This window comes from Streptococcus sp. SM3 (assembly GCF_027497875.1).
On record NZ_JAJNSA010000017.1, the window covers coordinates 12,572 to 33,639 of the forward strand.

Annotated in this window: 20 protein-coding genes, 2 pseudogenes and 1 other annotated feature; of the genes and pseudogenes, 1 reads left to right on the forward strand and 21 read right to left on the reverse strand. The window is 40.3% G+C overall.

The window, feature by feature from the left end:
- Positions 1-87: 87 nt before the first annotated feature.
- From ileS to pbp2b, 14 genes and pseudogenes are all read right to left on the reverse strand, one after another.
- Positions 88-2,880: an isoleucine--tRNA ligase gene (ileS, locus tag PAN06_RS04615; protein WP_269795719.1), complete on the reverse strand. Its 2,793-nt coding sequence runs from the start codon at positions 2,878-2,880 to the stop codon at positions 88-90.
- A 45-nt stretch (positions 2,881-2,925) separates the two neighbouring features.
- Positions 2,926-3,136: a binding site (T-box leader), on the reverse strand.
- Complete coding sequence (locus PAN06_RS04620; protein WP_004261855.1) at positions 3,137-3,922, reverse strand: DivIVA domain-containing protein; 786 nt, start codon at positions 3,920-3,922, stop codon at positions 3,137-3,139.
- 8 nt (positions 3,923-3,930) lie between these two features.
- Positions 3,931-4,716, reverse strand: a complete 786-nt coding sequence (locus PAN06_RS04625; protein ID WP_269795720.1) for an RNA-binding protein — start codon at positions 4,714-4,716, stop codon at positions 3,931-3,933.
- Positions 4,713-4,976: a YggT family protein gene (locus tag PAN06_RS04630; RefSeq protein WP_049546529.1), complete on the reverse strand. Its 264-nt coding sequence runs from the start codon at positions 4,974-4,976 to the stop codon at positions 4,713-4,715. The genes PAN06_RS04625 and PAN06_RS04630 overlap by 4 nt, the downstream gene beginning before the upstream one ends.
- Positions 4,976-5,509, reverse strand: a complete 534-nt coding sequence (locus PAN06_RS04635) for a cell division protein SepF (RefSeq protein WP_004261851.1) — start codon at positions 5,507-5,509, stop codon at positions 4,976-4,978. The genes PAN06_RS04630 and PAN06_RS04635 overlap by 1 nt, the downstream gene beginning before the upstream one ends.
- A gap of 9 nt (positions 5,510-5,518) precedes the next feature.
- Positions 5,519-6,190, reverse strand: coding sequence for a YggS family pyridoxal phosphate-dependent enzyme (locus PAN06_RS04640; RefSeq protein WP_004261850.1), 672 nt, complete (start codon positions 6,188-6,190; stop codon positions 5,519-5,521).
- A 4-nt stretch (positions 6,191-6,194) separates the two neighbouring features.
- Positions 6,195-7,451 carry a cell division protein FtsZ gene (gene ftsZ, locus PAN06_RS04645; protein WP_269795721.1) on the reverse strand — a complete coding sequence of 419 codons (1,257 nt, stop codon included), beginning with the start codon at positions 7,449-7,451 and terminating at the stop codon, positions 6,195-6,197.
- Positions 7,452-7,468: 17 nt separating this feature from the next.
- Entirely contained in the window at positions 7,469-8,848 is a 1,380-nt protein-coding gene (gene ftsA / locus PAN06_RS04650) for a cell division protein FtsA (RefSeq protein WP_033688313.1), read from the reverse strand.
- Positions 8,849-9,062: 214 nt separating this feature from the next.
- Positions 9,063-9,767 carry a TIGR02206 family membrane protein gene (locus tag PAN06_RS04655; RefSeq protein ID WP_004261847.1) on the reverse strand — a complete coding sequence of 235 codons (705 nt, stop codon included), beginning with the start codon at positions 9,765-9,767 and terminating at the stop codon, positions 9,063-9,065.
- 90 nt (positions 9,768-9,857) lie between these two features.
- Positions 9,858-10,468: pseudogene (locus PAN06_RS04660) on the reverse strand (NUDIX hydrolase).
- A complete protein-coding gene (gene murF, locus PAN06_RS04665; protein ID WP_269795722.1) occupies positions 10,458-11,828 on the reverse strand; it encodes a UDP-N-acetylmuramoyl-tripeptide--D-alanyl-D-alanine ligase in 1,371 nt (456 codons plus the stop codon). The pseudogene PAN06_RS04660 and the gene murF overlap by 11 nt, the downstream one beginning before the upstream one ends.
- Positions 11,829-11,912: 84 nt before the next feature.
- On the reverse strand, positions 11,913-12,956 hold the full coding sequence (locus tag PAN06_RS04670) for a D-alanine--D-alanine ligase (RefSeq protein WP_269795723.1): 1,044 nt from the start codon (positions 12,954-12,956) through the stop codon (positions 11,913-11,915).
- Positions 12,957-13,128: 172 nt separating this feature from the next.
- Positions 13,129-13,725 carry a recombination mediator RecR gene (recR, locus tag PAN06_RS04675; protein ID WP_269795724.1) on the reverse strand — a complete coding sequence of 199 codons (597 nt, stop codon included), beginning with the start codon at positions 13,723-13,725 and terminating at the stop codon, positions 13,129-13,131.
- A gap of 10 nt (positions 13,726-13,735) precedes the next feature.
- Entirely contained in the window at positions 13,736-15,793 is a 2,058-nt protein-coding gene (gene pbp2b / locus PAN06_RS04680; protein WP_269795725.1) for a penicillin-binding protein PBP2B, read from the reverse strand.
- A 189-nt stretch (positions 15,794-15,982) separates the two neighbouring features.
- Between pbp2b and PAN06_RS04685 the strand changes: the two genes are divergently transcribed.
- Positions 15,983-16,834: a MurR/RpiR family transcriptional regulator gene (locus PAN06_RS04685; protein ID WP_004261838.1), complete on the forward strand. Its 852-nt coding sequence runs from the start codon at positions 15,983-15,985 to the stop codon at positions 16,832-16,834.
- 61 nt (positions 16,835-16,895) lie between these two features.
- Here the strand turns inward: PAN06_RS04685 and PAN06_RS04690 are convergent, their stop codons facing one another.
- The 7 genes and pseudogenes from PAN06_RS04690 to PAN06_RS04720 form a co-directional block, all read right to left on the reverse strand.
- On the reverse strand, positions 16,896-17,246 hold the full coding sequence (locus PAN06_RS04690; protein ID WP_269795726.1) for a type II toxin-antitoxin system RelE/ParE family toxin: 351 nt from the start codon (positions 17,244-17,246) through the stop codon (positions 16,896-16,898).
- Positions 17,236-17,523 (reverse strand): hypothetical protein, encoded by a 288-nt coding sequence (locus PAN06_RS04695; protein WP_269795727.1) that lies wholly within the window; start codon positions 17,521-17,523, stop codon positions 17,236-17,238. Before PAN06_RS04695 ends, PAN06_RS04690 begins: the two co-directional genes overlap by 11 nt.
- Before the next feature lie 96 nt (positions 17,524-17,619).
- Positions 17,620-18,504: an ROK family protein gene (locus PAN06_RS04700; RefSeq protein WP_004261832.1), complete on the reverse strand. Its 885-nt coding sequence runs from the start codon at positions 18,502-18,504 to the stop codon at positions 17,620-17,622.
- A 17-nt stretch (positions 18,505-18,521) separates the two neighbouring features.
- Positions 18,522-19,439, reverse strand: a complete 918-nt coding sequence (locus tag PAN06_RS04705) for a dihydrodipicolinate synthase family protein (RefSeq protein WP_261027170.1) — start codon at positions 19,437-19,439, stop codon at positions 18,522-18,524.
- A gap of 172 nt (positions 19,440-19,611) precedes the next feature.
- On the reverse strand, positions 19,612-20,256 hold the full coding sequence (locus tag PAN06_RS04710) for a YesL family protein (protein ID WP_269795728.1): 645 nt from the start codon (positions 20,254-20,256) through the stop codon (positions 19,612-19,614).
- Positions 20,257-20,275: 19 nt separating this feature from the next.
- Entirely contained in the window at positions 20,276-20,728 is a 453-nt protein-coding gene (locus PAN06_RS04715; protein ID WP_000575448.1) for a YhcH/YjgK/YiaL family protein, read from the reverse strand.
- 170 nt (positions 20,729-20,898) lie between these two features.
- Positions 20,899-21,068 (reverse strand): annotated as a pseudogene (locus PAN06_RS04720) (carbohydrate ABC transporter permease); the annotation flags it as partial.

Consider the following 21,068-nt stretch of genomic DNA (forward strand, 5'->3'; position numbering starts at 1 on the left):
TAATATTATACATTAATTTTGTTTAATATTTTCTTTTATATCAAACTAAAAAACACACACAGAAAACTTTTTTAATCTATAATTCGATTATTTCTCTTCAAATCCTTCTGCGACTGCGTCCGCAAAGTTTTCTTCTACGATGCTTGCACAGTGGTCACAGATAACTGCGTGGTAGCCGCGTTCTGCTGTTGTTGGGTCGATACGACGGCAACGGTCACATACTTGGCCTGCAGCGCGTTCAACAGTGAAGGCGACATCTTCGAAGCTAACAGCAGCTTCTGGAGCTGGTCCTTCTGCGATGGTCAAGTCTGACACGATCAAAAGTTGAGCTACATTGCTGTTCACTGCTTCGAGTAAAGTTTTCACAACTTCATTTGGATAAACTGTCAAGTGTGCTTCAAGTGATTTACCAATAACTTTGGCATTACGCGCTTCTTCCAAGGCTTTTTGAGCTTGTCCACGGAAGTCCATGAAGGCAGCCCATGTATCCAAGATTTCCTCTTGATTAGCAAAAGTTTCCGCTTCTGGCAATTCTGATAATTGAACGAAGTCTTCTGCTTCAAACTCAAGGTATGACCAGATTTCTTCCGCAGTGTGAGGAAGGATTGGTGTCAAGAGTTTCGTGATTTTCACAAGAATGTCATAGAAAACAGTCTGCATTTGACGGCGTTCCAGTGATTTGGCACCTTCGATGTAAACAACATCTTTGGCAAAATCAAGGTAGAAGGCTGACAAGTCAACGTTGATAAAGTTCACCAAGGCCTTATAGATTGTCAAGAATTCAAAGTTTGCATAAGCATCACGAATGGTCTTAACAAGCTGGTTAAAGCGAATCGTCATGTACTTATCAACTGAGCGAAGTTCTTCGTAAGCTACTGCATCCACAGCTGGGTTAAAGTCAGATGTATTGGCAATCAAGAAACGAAGGGTATTACGAATCTTACGGTAAGTTTCAGAGACTTGGCTCAAGATATCCATAGAGATACGCACGTCATTGCTTGAGTCAACACTTGTTACCCAAAGACGCAAGATTTCAGCACCAAATTGCTTTTCAACATCACTTGGAGCAATGGTATTTCCAAGAGATTTAGACATCTTCTCACCTTTACCGTCAAGGGCAAAACCTTGTGACAAGATTTGTTTGTAAGGTGCTACGCCATGGTTGGCAACAGATGTGATGAGTGATGAGTTGAACCAACCGCGGTATTGGTCAGAACCTTCTAGGTAAAGGTCTGCTGGGTAAGTCAACTCTGGACGGTTTACTACAACTCCATTCCATGATGAACCTGAGTCAAACCAAACGTCCATGATATCTGTTTCTTTTTTGAACTCACCATTTGGTGAACCTGGATGAGTAAATCCTTCTGGTAAGAGGTCCTTAGCATCACGTTCCCACCAAATGCTTGAACCATGTTCTTCAAAGAGTTGAGCTACATGCTCAATAGTTTCAGCAGTCATGATCGCTGTACCATCTTCAGCATAGAAAATTGGAAGCGGAACACCCCAAGCACGTTGACGAGAGATAACCCAGTCGCCACGGTCACGAATCATATTGTAAAGACGGACTTTACCCCATTCTGAATGGAATTTCACTTTTTCAATTTCGTCCAAGATTTCTTGGCGGAATTTAGAAACTGAGGCAAACCATTGTGGTACTGCGCGCCAGATAATTGGTTTCTTAGTACGCCAATCAAATGGGTATGAGTGAGAGATTTCTTCTTGGGCAAGAAGGAGGTTACCAAGTTTCTCGATAACAGTTGGAACTACCTTTTCATAGAATTGACCTTCAAACTCAGGACCAGCATTCTTCATCATGATACCACGTTCGTCAACAGTCACTGCGACTTCAAGACCATTAGCAATACCGACATTGTAGTCATCCTCACCAAAACCAGGTGCTGTATGGACGATACCTGTACCAGAATCAGTCGTAACGTGGTCACCAAGGATAACCAATTCATCTACAGCTATATCCCATGGATGTTCTGTTACGATGTGGTTCAATTCTTGACCACGGTAAGTTGCCAACACTTGAACATCAGCCCAACCAAATTTCTCAGACAAGCTAGTCAACAATTCTGCAGCAACGATAAACTTACGAGTTTCACCAGCAGGTTGAACCAAAACGTAATCAATATCTGCACCAACAGTTAAACCACGAGAAGCTGTGATGGTAAATGGAGTAGTTGTCCAGACAACGATGTAAGTATCTGTATCAAGAACACCTTTGCCATCTTTTACCTTATTGGCATAGTAAAGAGAAGTTGAAACCAAGTCATGGTATTCAATCTCTGCTTCAGCAAGGGCAGACTCAGATGACCAAGACCAGTAAACTGGCTTGGCACCACGGTAGATATAACCTTTGTTAGCCATCTCTCCAAATACACGGATTTGAGCTGCTTCATAGTCAGGAGTCAAAGTCACATATGGATTTTCCCAGTCACCAGAAACACCTAAACGTTTAAAGTCTTCACGTTGTTTATCTACTTGAGAAAGAGCGTATTCACGGCAAAGTTTCAAGTACTCAACCAAGTCCATTTCTTTACGTTTGACACCTTGTTTTGCCAAAACTTGCTCGATTGGCAGACCATGTGTATCCCAACCTGGAATATAAGGAGCATAAAATCCTGACATTGATTTTGAACGAACAATGATATCTTTTGAAATCTTGTTCATAGCGTGTCCAACGTGGATATTTCCGTTAGCGTATGGAGGGCCATCATGCAAGGTGAAATGAGGTTTTCCTTGGTTCAATTCTTGACGACGTTGGTAAAGTTTTGCATCTTCCCATTCCTTTTGCCAAACTGGCTCTTTGGTAGGAAGTCCTGCACGCATTGGGAAAGCTGTTTTCCCAAGGTTAAGGGTATCTTTGAGTTTCATGGTATCTCCTTTATAAATAATAACAAATTAAAAACCACGACTGCCAAAAAGGACGAAAATCGTGGTACCACCTTTATTCGAAAAAAGACTCAGCTTTTTTCCTCTTATCCCGTAACGTGGGGAACGTCAAATCTTACTTCATTCAGACTTGAGTTTTTGAGAGGATAATCTTATCATTAGGGATTACAGGACTCACACCATCTCCTGCTCGCTGGAAATATAAGGATAAAATATTGTTCTCACATATCACTATTCATTATAAGATTAGGACAGATTCTTTATTTGTATCTTCCTCATTCGATGAAGGGCTTTCGACTTCAACTGGCTCTAAATGTTCTTCTACATAATGATCTTGTTGAGCTTCAAATTCAGCTAATTCTCTATTACCAGCCTCAATTCGAGCTTGTAACTCAGCCATTTCTTCAGGTGTAAATTGACGAGTCATATCGATTGGTTCTTCTTCTGGTTGTGAATATACCGATTCACCAAGAACTTCACCAACAACTTCTTTAAATGCTTCATCACTTGTCTGAAGATAGGTAGCTGTTGGGCGCAGAATATCTTCCCAATCTGATGATTCAACAATTGCTAACTGACTCTCAATTGTAGATTTGAGACGTTGGTGGAAGACACGGCTTTTGTTCTTCAATTCTTCAGTCTCAACAGCAACTTTCTTAGCATTATCAGTAGCTTGACGCAAGATCTCATTAGCCTTATATTTTGCTTCTTCAAGCAAACGTTGGGCATCTTGCTCTGCCTGTTGGATAATATTATTAGAACGATCTTGAGCAGCTTGTTTCACACGCTCTGCCGTATCTTGAGCAATCAATACTGATTGACTCAAAGAATCTTTCATCTCATCAAAGTAAGACAAACGTTCTTCCAAGCTCTTGATATGCAACTCTTTATCATGATTGCTTCGAACTAAATCTTCATAATCACGAACAACGATTTCAAGAAATTCTTCAACTTCTTCTGGATCAAAACCTCTAAATCTTGTACCAAAGGTTTTATCTTTAATTTCTAATGATGTAATTGGCATATTATTCCTCACTTACTTAATAATAATTGGACCGTTAATTTCTTTTTATCTTTTTTTGTTTGCCCATTATCTCTAACAAGTTTCAATCGACCAAATTTCCTCACACTAATCAAATCACCAACTTGAACTGCATAATCTGATTTTTCAACTAAATGGTAATTAACTTGGACTGCCTGTTTTTCAATTAACTGACTTGCCTGATTTCTAGACAGCTTGAAGACACCTGCTAGAAAAACATCTAATCTAGAACTAGCAATACAAATATCTAATTCTTGATAATCTTCTACTGTAGTAATTTTCTCAGTAAAATCCCGTTCTTCTAGACTAACCGGTAAACGAGCAATTTTCGTAATGCCGTCTTGAAAAAGGAGCATAAACTGTCGATTAATGATAATCTGTGCTCTCTCTTCGTTGACTAAGATATCACCAAATAGCTTCCTATCGATTCCTAGCTGATTTAAAACAGTTCCTAATATTTTTGCATGTGTTAGGCGTTCAAACTTATTAGGATAGACTATTTCTTGCAAGGATAGTTCAAAATCAGAGAATTCCGGCTCAAAATAATCAGGATACAGGAGTACCCGTACATATTCAGTTTCAAGAAACTGCCGACTGCTCATATAGGAGATGCCGTTGGTCGATGCTAGAACCTTTAAAATCTTTTCTTGATGGGGATTTACAAAGGGTGTTAAAAAAGGAGAATAAGAATCTTCTACCTTTTTTATCCATTCTACTCCCTTATCAATAAAAGACGAATCATTCTTAGAAAAGTGTTGATAAATCATCTTGTTCATAGAAAGATCACTAAAAATCGAATCAACTGCTCCCCTAGAAAGTGAACTAGTAATACCGCAATCCAGACAGACAAGTCAAGACCTGCAATCTGTAGGGGCAAACGTTGCAAGGGAGCTATTATCGGTTTCACTAAACTAATAATCAAGCGTCCAAGACGTGATTCATAAGCATTAGGAAACCAAGACATCAGAGCAAACACGATTAAAATCAGTGAATAGATATCCACTGCATTTTGAACAAAACGAATGAGAAAGATCATTATCTCACTCTCGTACGTTTCATATCAAAGCCAAATTCACCATTTTGTGATTCATCTGGAATTTTGATGTCTTCAATATTGACGACAACATCAACTGGTGTCAGCAGGTACATAGTAGATGCTACCTTTTTCATGTTACCAGCTAAAACGTGACGCGCCCCATCCAGATAGTCCAAACAACGACGAGCTTGAACTTCTGTCATATATTGGAAATCAATCAAAATACTTTCGTTACCAGCTAATAAATCAACAATATCTGTGGCATCTTCGTATTTACGTGGATAACGAACATCAATTGTCACCTTATCAGTAGAACGTTGACTTTGCATAGCCAACTCTTGTTGACGGGCATGAAGACGAGTGATGTTTTTATCTTTAGATGGCGTGCTACCAGCTTGTTGAGGCAACTCTTGAACAGAAGGGACTGAAGTCACAATCGGCTCTTCAGCTTTAGGCTGATATGCAGTACTAACATCTTCTCCATCTTCTGTAAAATAATCTATAAATTTATCAAATCTATCTTTTAAAGACATATTTCTTTCCTATTTAAAAAATGCTGTACCAATTCTGACAAATGTTGAGCCAAATTCAATCGCTTCCTTGTAGTCACGACTCATACCCATACTCAAGTCCGTCATTGGCATATTGGGAATTTGTTTTTCTCTAATTTCTAGTTGCAAATCCTGCGTAGCTTTAAAAATTTCTTTCAACTCATCACTACTAGCTTCAAAAGGAGCCATGGTCATCAAGCCGACATATTCAATTTTATCTAAGGTGGCCAATTCTGGCAAGAGCTCTAATAGTTCTTCCCTTGAAAAACCATGTTTGCTCTCTTCCCTTGAGATATTTACTTGTAAGAAACACTTAACAACTCGGTCACTTCTTTTTTGAATTTCCTCTGCTAGCTTTAATGAATCCAAAGCGTGAAAATAATCAACATACTGAATGACGTCTTTGACCTTGCGTCTTTGCAAGGTTCCAATCAAATGCCAGGTAATATTTCTATCTTTTAAAGCTTCATATTTCTCAAGAAATTTATCCACACGATTTTCACCAATATGATGCACACCTAGCGGAAGCAAAGCCTCCGCTGTCGGTACGTCTACATATTTTGTAACAGCAACAACCGAAACAGAATTGGCTTCTCTGCCTGACTGCTGACTTGCATCTTTTATTTGTTGAAAAACACGTTCTGTATTTTCTTTCAAATTCATTTACTTAACGATTTTTGAAAAATGGAGGAGTGTCTAATTCATCCTCATCGTGTAAAGATGGCGCTTCGAAACGTTCAACTGGTGATACCACTGAATCAGTTGGTCGAACAATTGTCTCACGACGCAAGTCCCAATCACCAAATGCTGAAGTTTGAGAAGTTTCTGTACGGCGAGGTGCTGGGCTTGGAATTTCTGCAGTTTCAGCCATATCAAACTGACGATTATGATTGTGTGCATGACTTGGGCTTGTTTGTTCATGACGAACTGCTTGTCTTGGTGCATGGCCCACAACTTTTTCAACACGATCTTGACGAACACCAGTTGCAACGACTGTAACACGAATTTCATCTTTCATATTTTCATCGATAGATGTTCCAAGCCAGATATTCACTCCTTGGCCAGCTGCTTGGTTGACGATCTCTGAAGCTTCTTCTGCCTCAATCAAAGTCAAGTCGAGACCACCAGTAACGTTGACGATGACATCCTCAGCACCGTCAATAGTTGTTTCAAGAAGTGGTGAGTAGATTGCCTTACGAGCTGCTTCTACCACACGTTCTTCACCACTACCGATACCGATACCCATTAGGGCGTTTCCTTTATTTGCCATAACTGTTTTCACATCGGCAAAGTCAAGGTTAATCAAACCAGGGTTTGTGATCAAGTCCGTAATCCCTTGAACACCTTGGCGAAGTACGTTATCTGCTTCGCTAAGAGCTTCAAGAAGCGGAGTTTTCTTATCAACAATTTCAAGCAAGTTGTTGTTTGAAATAATCAATAAAGTATCTACATGTTCACGAAGTTGATTGATTCCTTCTACAGCGTACTGTCCACGTTTACTTCCTTCAAAACCGAAAGGACGTGTCACAACACCAACTGTAAGCGCACCTAAATCTTTAGCAATGCGGGCAATAACAGGAGCTGCACCAGTACCAGAGCCACCTCCCATACCTGCAGTAATGAAGACCATATCTGCTCCAGTAATAGCTTGAGTCAAGGCTTCTTCGCTTTCTTCAGCTGCCTTTTGACCAACTTCAGGTCGACCTCCAGCACCCAAACCACGAGTCAATTTAGGGCCTAACTGAATTACAGTCTCAGCTTTCGTACTACTCAAAGCTTGTACATCTGTGTTTGCTGCGATAAATTCTACGCCTGCAACACCTTCGTCAACCATGCGGTTAATGGCGTTTCCGCCACCTCCACCAACACCGATTACTTTAATAACTGCACCTTGAGCTGCTGCTGTATCAAATGAAAATGTCATAGTTTATTTTTCCTCTTTTATTCATCAAACATGCTTCCGATTAAGCCACGGAAACGATCTGCGATTTTTGGTTTATTTTGAGAAGATACTTTATCTTCTTTCGGAGCAACTACGTTCGTAGAAGCTGATTGCTCTACCTCAGTATTTTGAACTGGTTGAATAGGGGTAGGTTGTGCTACTTGCGTAACGCGTTGAATCATCCCACCAAAATTAATTGGTTGGTGACGCAAAGTATCCTCACCCTTAACTGCTCGTTGTGCTAACAAATGCACTTCAGTCAATTGACCAGCAAATTCAGACAAGCTAATCACATGAGCGAAGGCAGGATTGCGGATTCCAACTTGATTTGGAACGTAAAGTTTGACACCAACGCCAAAGACTTCCTGTGCAAGTTCTACAATACCTGGTAAAATAGCATTTCCACCAATCAGAACAATCCCACCTGGAAGATCCAACAAATGTCTTCTTTCCAACTCTTGTTTGATTTGTTCAAAAATGTGTTTAATGCGAGCTGAAATAATCTCTGCTAGGTAGCTTTCTGTAACTTCTACAGGCTCTACTTCACCAATTACTTCAACTTGGAAGGTTTCATTGCTTGCAAGTGAAGGGTAGGCTTCCCCATAGTTCAATTTCAATCCTTCAGCTAGTTTTTGTGAAGTCTTCAAGACCTTAGAGATATCTTTTGTGACATAATCCCCACCTTCTTGAAGAATATTTGTAAACTGGAGTTCTTGGTTACGGATTGTAGCAACAGTTGTTTGGCCTGCTCCCATATCAATCACAGTAGCTCCAAATTCACGCTCTCCTTCATTCAAGACTGAACGAACCAAAGCCAATGGTGAAATAATAATATTTTCAACCTGAACACCTGAGCGCTCAACTGTCTTGCGTAAATTGTGAAGAATAGTACGGGGACCTGTGTAAAGCAAACCACGCATTTCAAGACGAACCCCCATCATGCCACGCGGGTCACGAATACCTTGGAAGCCATCTACGATAAATTCTTCTGGAATAAACGTAATGACTTCACGATCTGGTGTCATACTCTTTGTCAAAGCTGATTTGACAACATTTTCGACATCTTGATCTGTAATTTCTTTTGTATCAGATGTAACTGGAATCATTCCTTGAGTTGGTTCTACTTGCAAAAGATTTCCAGGCAAACCAACATTCACTGATTTGATTGAAATGCCAGCTTTCTCTTCTGCTTGGGAAATAGCTGACTTGATAGCAGTTGCTGCTGCTTCAATATCAACGATAATCCCATCCTTTACACCTTTACTCTTGGCATTACTTACACCAATTACATTAAGTTCACCATTTCTAAGCTCGGCAACCAATACTTTAATCGAATTAGTTCCGATATCTAAGCCTGTAAAAAAACCATCTCTAGCCATTACATCGCATCCTCTCTCTTCCAAGTTTCAAACTTCTATTCAATATAGCTAAAATAGGGCATAGCTATTCACAGAATATTATAACACAAAAAATCCAATCGTGCTTAGTTTTTCCTAAATTTACTTACCATTTTTTCACATTCGCTCATCAAATTTTTTTATTTTCCAAACAAGTTATAAAAAATCAGATTTATGAAAAAAAGAAAGCTCATTTCTAAGCTTTCTTTGCAATCATTTTTTCTGCTTCTTGTTCTAAAAATAGTTCCAAGATTTTCTTTGTTAACGTAATCGCTGCTGATAAGGCCAGGGAAACGATTAAATAATTAGCTACTAAGCCATGATCTCCAACCAATGGTGGTTTTGTCAAGAATCCATAATCTCCGCCTGTTACTAAATTGACCACAAAAATCAAGGCATTTAGTGCAAAAGTCATGAGAAAAATTCCCTTCACATCCAGCAATCGCGCGTTATACTGTCTCAATAGATAAACTAGAGAGTTCCCCAAGAGAGCTAAGTGGCCAAAGATAAAGGATAAAATGGCAATATGGGGGAAAGGATAGGCATCTGGAACTGGATAAACAAAGGCTGCTAATGTCCCAAATGTTCCTAGTAATGCAAAATACTGCCTATATTTAGACTGACCAGGAAGCAAAAGTACCACAAACATGGCCATACGACAATGGTAAAAGGGTAAGCTTTCTGACAGTGGCATATGATTGACCCAATACCAACCATAGAGAAGGATCAACTGAACTGCCTGTAAAATCTGGAAAAATCGTTGATAACCCTTCTTTTCACGATAGCGATAGGCTGTATAAAAAGTTAAGGCTAAAAGTGTAAATATACTGACATACCAAAAAAGGTCAAATTTGGGTGGTTCTGTTGCTTGGGTCGTAAAGAAAATATCCCATAAATTCATCTAGTCTTCCTCATGATTCAAAATTTTCCTGCATTTTATTATACCATGCCACTTAAGAAAAATGAATTTAAAAATACGATAATCATCTTCTTAGTCAAGATATTGCTCCCTCTGACCTTGATAAACCTGCCAAAGAATCTCTATTTGCTCCTTGGTAATGCGTTTTTCAGATAAGGCTGGTAGTTGGTCAATGGCAAAAAATTGAAGGTCAGCAATTTCTTGATTTTTTTGGAATTGTCCATCAAGAAGCTTACATTCAAAAACAAACTTTGCATATTGCTTGCTCTGTAGTTGGAAACGATTTGTATCAAAAACAGCTAGTAGTCTTTCTACTTTAGCTTCAAAACCGGTTTCTTCTTCAATTTCCTTGAGAATATTTTCTGTTGGAGAATAGCCGACTTCACCAAAGCCACCTGGCAAAGCCCAATCATTCTCTCCTTGTTCCCTAACCAGACAAATCTTTTCGTCCTCAACAATCCAAGCACGGACGTCCATTAACGGAGTCGCATAAGCAGAAGTTGGCTTCAAGACTTCTGCCACTTCTTCGGAATCAAGGTCTGATGCCTGATTCAACATTTCAGATAAAAGGCCTCGCAAGTCTTCGTAGCGCTCACGGTCGAAAGGATCTTTTGTAAAGGTTAATCCAGTATCTGTAAGCAAATCATTCTTTGAAGATACTTGGCAAAATCACTAGCATTCATTTTCTAAACTTTCTACCAGCTTAGCTAGATTCATGGAGTTAGAGCCCTTGAGCAAGATTTGATCATTAGCTCCTAGACTTTCCTTGACCTGCTTAACTAGGTCTTCAAATTGATCTTGGTTTTCTATTTTCTTGAAGTAGTAAACGTGGCCGATTGGGAACATTTGACTGGCCAGTTGAGCCAATTCTGCAATGTCGTCTCCATAGAAAATAACAGTATCAAGCACATCTGGAGAAAGGCTCAAAATCATCTGATTATGGAATTGGACAGACTGGTCGCCGAGTTCCTTCATGTCTGCTAGAACAGCAATTTTCTTTCCTCCTTCGTTGGCTGGGATGGCAGAGAAAGTCTCTAAAATCAACTTCATAGCAGTTGGATTGGCATTGTATACGTCAGACAGAATATCTGCTCCATTAGCTGCTTTCTTCCACTCGGTACGGTTACGCGTCAATTCAAGATTTTGGAAGGCCTGACGAATCTGTTCCTCTGAAACTCCTTCTTGTAGAGCCACATAAGCAGCAATCATAGCATTGGTGGCATTGTACTTACCTGTCACTGGCAAATCAAGGGCTTGTTCCAAAAAATTGGCCTTAAAGGTCAGACTATCCTTGCGCTCAATCAAGTCTGTAATTTCCAGCTCTGCTCCTTGCCCAAAACGGACCACCTTTTTATCAGTGGGCAAATAGTCCTCTACAATGGAGTCGGCTGGTGCCAAGAGCAAAGAACTCGGAGCCATCCCGTCTGCAATTTGCATCTTTCCTTTAGCAATCTCTGAGCGGTCTTTGAAAAAGGCCAAATGGGCTTCTCCAACCAAGGTCACGATGGCTGTCTTTGGGTGTGCCAATTCAGACAAGAGATGGATATCCCCCAAGTGATCCTGTCCCATCTCCAAGACCAACTTTTCTGTTCTCTCAGGCATATGGAGAACCGTGTAGGGAAGGCCAATCTCATTATTGTAGTTGCCTTGAGTTTTGTAGGTCTTGTAGGTTGTTGATAGCAAGTGCGCTAACATATCCTTGGTCGTTGTCTTGCCATTTGAACCTGTAACAGCAAAGACATCAACTGCCGTTTTTTCAAGATAGTAGGCTGCGAGGGTTTGAAAGGCAGTCAAAACGTCATCTACTAGGATGTAGGGATGATTTGCAACCTCTTTCTCAGACAGGGTTACAGCAGCGCCATTTTCAAAAGCTGTTTCGATAAAGTCATGACCATCACGCGCACCTTTGAGGGGCACAAATAAATCCCCTGCCGCAATCAAACGACTGTCAAACTCAGCTTTCTCTAACTGGGTGTCCTCAAAGATGCTGATATCATTTTTAGCTCCTACAACTTGAGCCACTTCATGGATTGTTAATTTCATTTCTACTCCTTTAAAAAGGGTCGAAGCTCGAGAACTCTAGTCACCTTGCAGTGATGGTTCTGGCTTCTACCCTCTCTTTCATTTTTATAGCAAATGCGCTTCGCGCTTGTCAAAACTTTCCTTGGCAAGGTCAACCAAACGTTCGATTAAGTCTGGATAGCTAATTCCCATATTGTCCCAAAGAAGTGGATACATTGACCACTGGGTAAAACCTGGCATGGTATTGAGCTCGTTTAGGAAAATCTCTCCCTTATCTGTATAGAAGAAATCGCAACGAGAGAGACCTAGCCCACCAATGGCACGGAAGGCAGTTTCTGCATTTTGACGCATGACAGCTACCACATCATCACTGATTTTGGCTGGGATGTCCATAGTAATCTTGTTATCAATATACTTAGCATCGTAGTCATAAAAGGCAACATCCTTGACTACTTCTCCTGGTAGCGTACTCTTGACATCGTAGTTGCCCAGTAGACCAACCTCGATTTCACGGGCGTTCACCCCTTGCTCAACCAAGACACGACTGTCATATTGAAAGGCAAGTTCCAAAGCCTGACGAAGTTCTTCTTGATTTTCAGACTTAGAAATACCGACACTAGAACCCATGTTTGACGGCTTAGTGAAGACTGGATAAGTCAATTTTTCTTCCACTTCAGCGATTTTAGCAGTCACATCATCCCCTTCAACGATGGCCACATAAGGAACTTGAGTAATACCAGCAGATTCTAACACACGCTTGGTAGTGATTTTGTCCATGGCAAGGCTAGATGACAAGATGTTGCAACCAACGTAAGGCATTTTCAAAACTTCAAGGAAGCCTTGAACAGAGCCATCTTCTCCCATCGGACCATGAAGAACTGGAAAGACCACTGCCCCTTCTTCATAGATAGCACTTGGAGCAACTTTCTTATCCCAATCAATGGTTTCATTAGTCATAAGACGATCCTCTTGACCTGGAGTCTGGCTAAATTCTTGCGTTTTAATAAAGTCACCTGACTGACTGATGAAGAAAGTCTTGACTGTGAAACGGTCGTAGTTGACCGCACGCATCACACTCTCAGCTGAAAGAACAGAGACTTCACGCTCTGCACTACGTCCACCGTATAAAAGAATAATCGTTTGTTTCATATTATCTGTTCCAATTCTAATAGAATACTCGTTCTTTAGTATATCATATTTGCTTCTTTTTTGAAACTTGAACCTGATACTGGTCTTCAATAAATCTAAAAAGAGACCGATAAAATAACTGTCGGTCTCCGTGATTTTTGTATAAATAAATTGAGTATTGATTTGTCTAGACTTACAGCTCTGTTCGATTTTCAATAGCTCGTAAGAGTGTGACTTCGTCCGCATACTCGATATCTGCTCCCACAGCGAGGCCACGTGCTAGGCGCGTAACCTTGATCCCAGCTGGTTTGAGCAAACGTGAAAGATACATGGAAGTTGCTTCTCCATCTGCTGTGGCATTGGTTGCTACGATTACCTCTGAAACTTCACTCTCCATAAGACGAGTCATAAGGCTCTTGAGATTGATATCATCTGGACTGATACCATTCATTGGAGAAATGAGTCCATGTAAGACATGATAAAGTCCATGATATTCTTGAATGTTCTCCATAGCCGCCACGTCGCGACTATCCTCGAGAACTAAAATGGTTGTCTGGTCACGACTTGGATCGGTACAGATAGAACAAGGATCATCATCTGTCAAACGCCCACAAATAGAGCAATAGGTCAATTCTCTCTTGGCTGCAAGAAGATTTTTTGCAAATTCATTGACGTCATCATCCGACATCCCAATGGTATAAAAGGCTAGACGGGTTGCTGTCTTGATCCCAATACCAGGAAGTTTGGAATAACTGTCAATCAACTTAGCAATAGGTGTTGGATAAAGCATGGCTTCCTTTCTAATTCATTGGATGGTGTTGGTTGTATAGATTGATAATGTCGCGAGCAATTGCTGGCCCAACATTTTTGGTTAAATTGGTATTATGAGGAAAGACTACTGCAACTGCAATTTGAGGATTTTCTGTTGGAGCATAGGCCACGGCATTGGTATTATTAGCTTCTTGACCACCAGCTACATAGCTTTCAGCTGTACCGGTCTTACCACTGATAGAAACAGTGGCGCCATCTGAAAACGCCCGTCCTGTCGTTAGGGGACTAGTTCCATGCGATACTTGGTAAAATCCTTGGTGCAAGATTGCCATATCTGATTCAGAAATATTGACCTTGTTGATTTCCTTGGTATCTATTGCTTGGATTAATTCCCCAAGGCCACCCTTATCATTGTTGTCATATATTCCCTCGACAATATGTGGAGCTAGACGAACACCATTGTTAGCAATAGTTGCAACGTACTGGGCTAATTGCATCGGTGTGTAGTTATCAAACTGGCCAAAGGCATTGGTAATGAAATTGGCAAAGTTATAGTCTTTGGGAATAAATCCAGTAGATTCATCTGGTAGGTCAATCCCGGTCGCAGACCCCAAGCCATATTCGCCAAAGGTTGAACGCAATTTACCCATAGCAGACTCTAGATTGCTGGTGCCGACAAACATATTTGGTTGATAGGTTTGCCCCATAAGACCTAAGGCTGTTTGGACCATATAAGCATTGGATGAATACTCTAGAGCCTGAACTGCCGTAATCGGCATTGGCTCAGAAAAGGCAGTATACCAAGAATTAATCGGAGCTGAACCTTGGAAGACAATCGGTTGGTCTGTCAAGGTCTGATTCCCTGATAAGACTCCATTTTCCCAACCTGAGCTGATGGTCGCCGCCTTGACAACCGAACCTGGTACAAAGACATTGGTTACCGTTCCCAAAGAATCAGGCGTCAACTCTCCCGTTTTCAGATCATGTTTAATTCCTGACATAGACAAAACTGCACCTGTTTTGGGGTTCAAAGCAACTGCATACACACCTTCAGAATATCTGGCTCCTCCATTTCCTAACTCAGAATTGAAATAACTCTTAAGCAGATTGTCCACGCTATCTTGAAAGGCCAAATCGATGGTCAGTTTGATATTGTTCCCTTTGGTACCGTCTTCGATATTTTCGACACTTTCCATGTTGCCATACTTGTCTAGATGGATTTCTTTCACCGAGCGTTTACCTTGCAAGGTTTCTTCATATTGTTTTTCTAGATAAGAGGTTCCAACACGGTCATTTAGAGAATAGCCCTTTTTAATATAAGCATCTGCTTCTTCAGCTGGGAGACCAGCTTTTTCACTGGATACACTACCTACTATAGAAGAAAGTGAGGTATCTAGAACCTTTCGATCCCACGAAGTCGAAATACTGATACCAGGTAAATTCTTAGAAGCCGAAGCAATCAAGGCAATCTGTGTATCTGTCAAGGAATCTGTCGCAATGGCTCCTGTCTCAAAGTTTCCAACAGCATTTAACTGGCTAAAAAGATAGATTTCTTTCTTATCATCCTCTGTATAGTTTAATTGACTCGTTTGGACACTATCGACCGCATTGTTATAGAGTTCTGATTCGGATAGACGATTGCCATCTGAATCAAGTCGCTTCTCACGTGGTAAGCTTTCCACTACTTTCTTATAGACATCTTGATCTGCTAGATAATAGTCCGCCAACTGTCGGTCAGTCAATGTTGGAGAAGTAACTCCCACATAGGCTAGCAACTTCTTGGCTGTTTCTTTTAAATCTGCAGCCGTCATTTTGTTGTTTCGAGTAAAGGAAACAACTTGTTTCACAGTATTTTCAACTAAGGGCTTGCCACTGGCATCATAAATTTCACCTCGAGCTGAACTAGTAGTCACCTTTGTTTTACTAGCCGATGCTAGTTTTGTCTCATAAAAATCCTTGTTCAAAACCTGCATATAAAGCAGGCGACCAATAATGGTCATAAAGAGTAAAATGATGATTGAAAACAATAAATTAAGCCGAATCGGAATCGAATGGCTGTTAAATTTCCTCATACAAATCAGTCTCATTTCTATTTAAAATCTTACTCTTCATTGTACCATAATTTAAGAAGAAATTTTGGAAAAGAAGGGAGCTTTTCCCATTTTACAGGAAAATACGATTTTATTTATCCATCCCTACATTATATGATATAATAAGTGTAAAAGTTCGATGACTCAGTCTTTTTCCAATATGACTCATTTAAAGGAGCCTTCCCTATGGATAAACCAGATATAGCAACCCTCATTGATTCTCACTTCGAAGAAATGACAGACCTAGAGCAAGAAATCGCTCGCTATTTTTTGCAAGCTGAAACCATTGCAGATGATTTATCTTCTCAGCAGGTCACTCAAAAATTACATATCTCTCAAGCTGCTCTGACCCGCTTTTCTAAAAAATGTGGTTTTACAGGCTATCGAGAATTTATTTTCCAATACCTGCACCAAGCAAAGAAACAGGGCACTCATTCTCACAAACATAGTCCTTTAACCAACCGAGTTCTTAGAAGCTATAGTAATATGCGGGAACAAACACAGGACTTGATTGACGAAGAACAACTGGAACGAATCGCCCAGTTAATCGAAGATGCTGATCGTGTCTACTTCTTCGGAACAGGGAGTTCTGGCCTCGTAGCTCGTGAAATGAAATTACGCTTTATGCGTCTAGGTGTGGTCTGCGAGGCCTTGACTGACCAAGATGGTTTTGCTTGGACAACCAGTATTATGGATGAGAATTGTCTCGTACTGGGTTTCTCACTTTCAGGCTCAACTCCTTCTATTTTGGACAGTTTATTAGACGCAAAAGAGATGGGGGCAAAGACTGTACTCTTTACAAGTGTTCCCAATAAAGATAGCCAGACCTATACAGAGACTGTTCTTGTAGCCACACACAGTCAGTCATCCTACATCCAACGAATATCCGCTCAACTTCCTATGCTCTTCTTTATCGATTTGATTTATGCCTACTTTTTGGAAATCAATCGTGAAAGCAAGGAGAAAATTTTTAACAGCTATTGGGAAAATAAAAAACTCAATGGCTATCGTAGACAAAAACGTGTAAGAAAATCCTAGTTTAGTTTAACCAAACTAGGATTTTTATTCATCACCAAACATACCTCTTCAAGATTATGAATTAGTCATATCTTGACTTAGTCTTGAATAATTTCATATAATCACTTTTTGAAGGGAGTAAATAAGCAAGTCTGACGGTATCTTCAACAATTGCATATAATACGATGTAATCCTTACTCAAGGTCAATCCTCGCGTTTGGTAGCGAGGATCTAATTTCTTACCAAATTTTTCATCGGCATCAAATCCAGCTTGGGGGAAAATTTCTAGCCGATTAATATCTTTTCTAATACTCGCCACTTTTCGTCTCGCAGCCTCTACAGAACCGATTTCCTCTGCTATATACTGATATATTTTATCCAGACTATCAATCACTCTAGGAGAATACAAAATCCTATATTTTTTATAATCCATAGCGTGTCACAACATCCTCATCTGTCAAGTAATTTCCAGCCTCAATCTTGCTATAACTTTCTTGAACTTCTGCTTGTAATTGTCTAAACAAATACTCCTTCTCTAATTCCTCTTCACTCAGTAAATCTACTTCATTTGTTACGACAACATTCTTTAAAAATAATCTGAGTGCCGATGAAAGAGAGAGATTTTGTTCTTTTAAGACTTCCATGGCATCATTTACCAATTCCCTATTAGCTTGGAAGGTCACAATTTTATTTGAACTCGCTATAGCCATTTTATATAATTCCTTTATATATTTTCTTTATTATCTCACAATTATAAAGAAAGTCAAGGGAACTTGATCAGAAAATCCTAGTTTGGTTAAACCAAACTAGGATTGTTTTGTTTTAAAGTGATAATAAGCACCCAACATTCCTGCTGTGTTTTGGTGATGGGCAAATTCTAATCGTGTTTTTTCAGCTAGGCTTGGTACCAAGGCCGCCTTCAAGGCTGTGCGGATTTTCGGTTTGAGGATAGCCTCTTGACCCATAATCCCCCCACCTAGAATGACCACTTCTGGATTGGCCACATAGCAAATATTTGCCAGACCTTTTCCTAGGTAATCTACCATCCGGTCAATACCAGCCATACAAATCTTGTTTCCTTCAGTGGCTTCCTTAAAGATGCGTCGGCCATTCCAATGGTCAACTGAATCGCCATGACCTGCTGCTACATACTCCACCAAGGCTGTCGTAGAGGCCAAGTCTTGGAAATCTCCATCCTGCATATGCATATAACCGACTTCGCAGGCTGAATTGCTAAAACCATGGAAGACTTTCCCATCCATAATCAAGCAACCACCGATACCGGTTCCAATGGTCAAGCAAAGTGTCACACTCGCTCCCTTGCCTGAACCGGATACTGCCTCAGCAAGACCTGCACAGTTGACATCATTTTCAATCTCACAAGGAATATTAAAGCTAGTTTCGATTTCCTTCTTGAACTGGGTGCCTGCATAGTTAGGGATTTGAGGCCCAGCATAGAAAATTTCACCCTTGTCAGGATCCACCATTCCTGCAGAAGAAATAGCAACACCTGCTACTGGGCCTTGTTCTAAATAGCTGGCTACGATATCTTTGGTCTTTTGTAAGATATGAGGTCCACCTTTATGCGCCTCTGTTGGCATTTCATGCGATTCAATAAGTTGGCCTTCTTGGTCGATCAAACCATATTTGATGTTGGTTCCACCGATATCAATTGCAACGTAGTGTGTCATAAATACCTCCTTATGGATTAGAGGAAGCGCTCCTTGGTTTCACGAATCAAGGCTGCAGCTGCTTCTACAACTGAACGATCTTCTTCAGTCACTGGTGTCAATGGTGAACGAACAGAACCAATATTCAAGTCTTCATTGAGCTTCAAGACCTCTTTGATGACACCGTACATATTGCCATGTGCAGCAGTGAGTTTACCAATGATATCGTTGATAGCGTACTGCAATTCACGCGCTGTTTCCAAGTCTTTGTCAGCAATCAATTGGTTGAGTTTCAAGAAGAGTTCTGGCATAGCACCATAAGTACCACCTATACCAGCTTTAGCACCCATAAGGCGGCCACCTAGGAACTGTTCATCTGGACCGTTAAAGACGATATGGTCTTCCCCACCAAGGCTGACAAAAGTTTGGATATCTTGAACTGGCATAGAAGAGTTCTTAACACCGATAACACGTGGATTCTTCAACATTTCAGTATAGAGACTTGGAGTCAAAGCAACTCCTGCCAATTGAGGAATGTTGTAAATCACGTAGTCTGTGTTTGGTGCTGCAGCACTAATGTCATTCCAGTATTTAGCAACTGAGTATTCTGGCAAGCGGAAATAAATCGGCGGAATCGTTGCAATGGCATCTACACCCAAACTTTCTGCGTGGCGAGCCAGTTCCATACTGTCTTTGGTATTGTTGCAAGCAACGTGAGCAATGATGGTCAATTTACCTTTGGCAACTGCCATCACTTCTTCCAAAATCAACTTGCGGTCTTCAACGCTTTGGTAGATACATTCACCGGAAGAACCATTGACATAAAGACCTTGAACACCTTTATCAATGAAGTATTGCACCAAGGCACGCGTACGCTCTGGACTTACTTCTCCTTGATCATCATAACATGCGTAGAAGGCTGGAATGACACCTTCGTATTTTTTTAAATCTGACATAGATTTTCTCCTAAGTTTTCTTTTTTTCTGCTAACAGCAGGATTTATTCTTTACGTGTTTAGTATACACCTTGTGAAAAACGCTTTCAATATCTTGTGTACACTTAGATTTTAGTTTCGATATGAATTTTGAAATGTTTAGGGCTTGAAAGTAGTTTCATAGACAAGCCATGCTATTGGTATTTTGCGAAAATTTTCTCCATCAATCCAGTCTGGATAAAGACCAAGAGTCCAAACCCAAAAAGCAGGAAGGCTGAGCCACCTAAAAGCAAACTGAAGGCGGACAGATAAAGAACCATCACAATGAGAAAGAGAATGGCTAACATAAGGAAGAACCAAGGAAAGTTAAAACTTGCCAAGATAAGTCCTTTTTGTAAGACTTCTTTCCAAGTCAAATCATAGCGTGCAGCTATGGGATAGCTAGCCAACATCACGATAGTGAGGAAGATAAGAATACCTAGACAAGTAGCTTTTACCATTTGGAAAGGCATAGCTGTCTGACCCCAGAAGAGATAGAGGTCTAGAAGACTTAATGAGACAATGCCCAACTCAAGCAGACCTAACTGAAGACCTAGTTTCAGATTTTCCTTGAAAGCTCTTAGATAGATTTTAAAGACAGGTACACGTCTGCTCTTCTTAATCTCAAACATAGTCTCGTAGAGGCTAATTTTAGCTACTCCAATCGTCACGATGGGCAAACAAGTGACGACAAAAAGAAGATTGGCTGTCACGATATCCAAGACCTTCTCACTAAAACGCATGAGAAAGTTATCTGTATCAAATGCTGCCTTGATAAGGCTTACTCCTTTTTGTGCCATGTTTGCTCCTCCTGATTTTTTAATCAATCAAAATTTTAAAGAGATATTTGCGAACCTTCTCTTCCATACCTGCATAGCCATTTGGCTGGTGAGGTTCTCCTGGGAAGAAAATCGCAAAATTGTGATAACCCAACAAGAGTGGGTAATGTTCATGACAATGAACAAAGCCAATGTCACTTGCTTCGTCGAATGCTACTGCCTCGTCTTTGATACGTGAACCGTAGCTCGAATATTCATGTCCTTCTACCAGCAAATGCAAGTCTGCATAGTTCTTATGATGCTCAAATTGATCATTTTCAGCTTGATTGAGGACATTTTCCTGAACAACTAGAAAGACTTTATCTCCGTCAATCTCATACTTACCTAGTTCAAATGAATCTTTACGATGCTGGTAGAGATAATCGATAGCCTTGTCTAGATTGGGATGAATCCCTTTGTAAAAGGTGATGTTTTTCAAATCATCAAAAATCATACTCTTTCCTTCGTTTCTGATAGTTAACTAAAATCATTCTTAAGTTTATAAGTGTCTAACAAAATCTCTAAGGTAAGCAAATACCCAACATTTTGTAGACACTTATAACTCTATATTTCCATAGTATGTCAAGACCACTTCCGCAATCTTGATATACTTGTTTACTTTTCTTATCCTTTAACAGCTCCCATAGTAATACCTTGAGTGAAGGATTTTTGGAAGACTAAGAAGACTGTTACGATTGGAACTGCTGCAAGAGCGGCACCCGCCATAATCAAACCATAGTTGGTTGCCATTTCAGCCTGCATAGTCGCAACACCGAGTGAGATAGTCAAGTTGT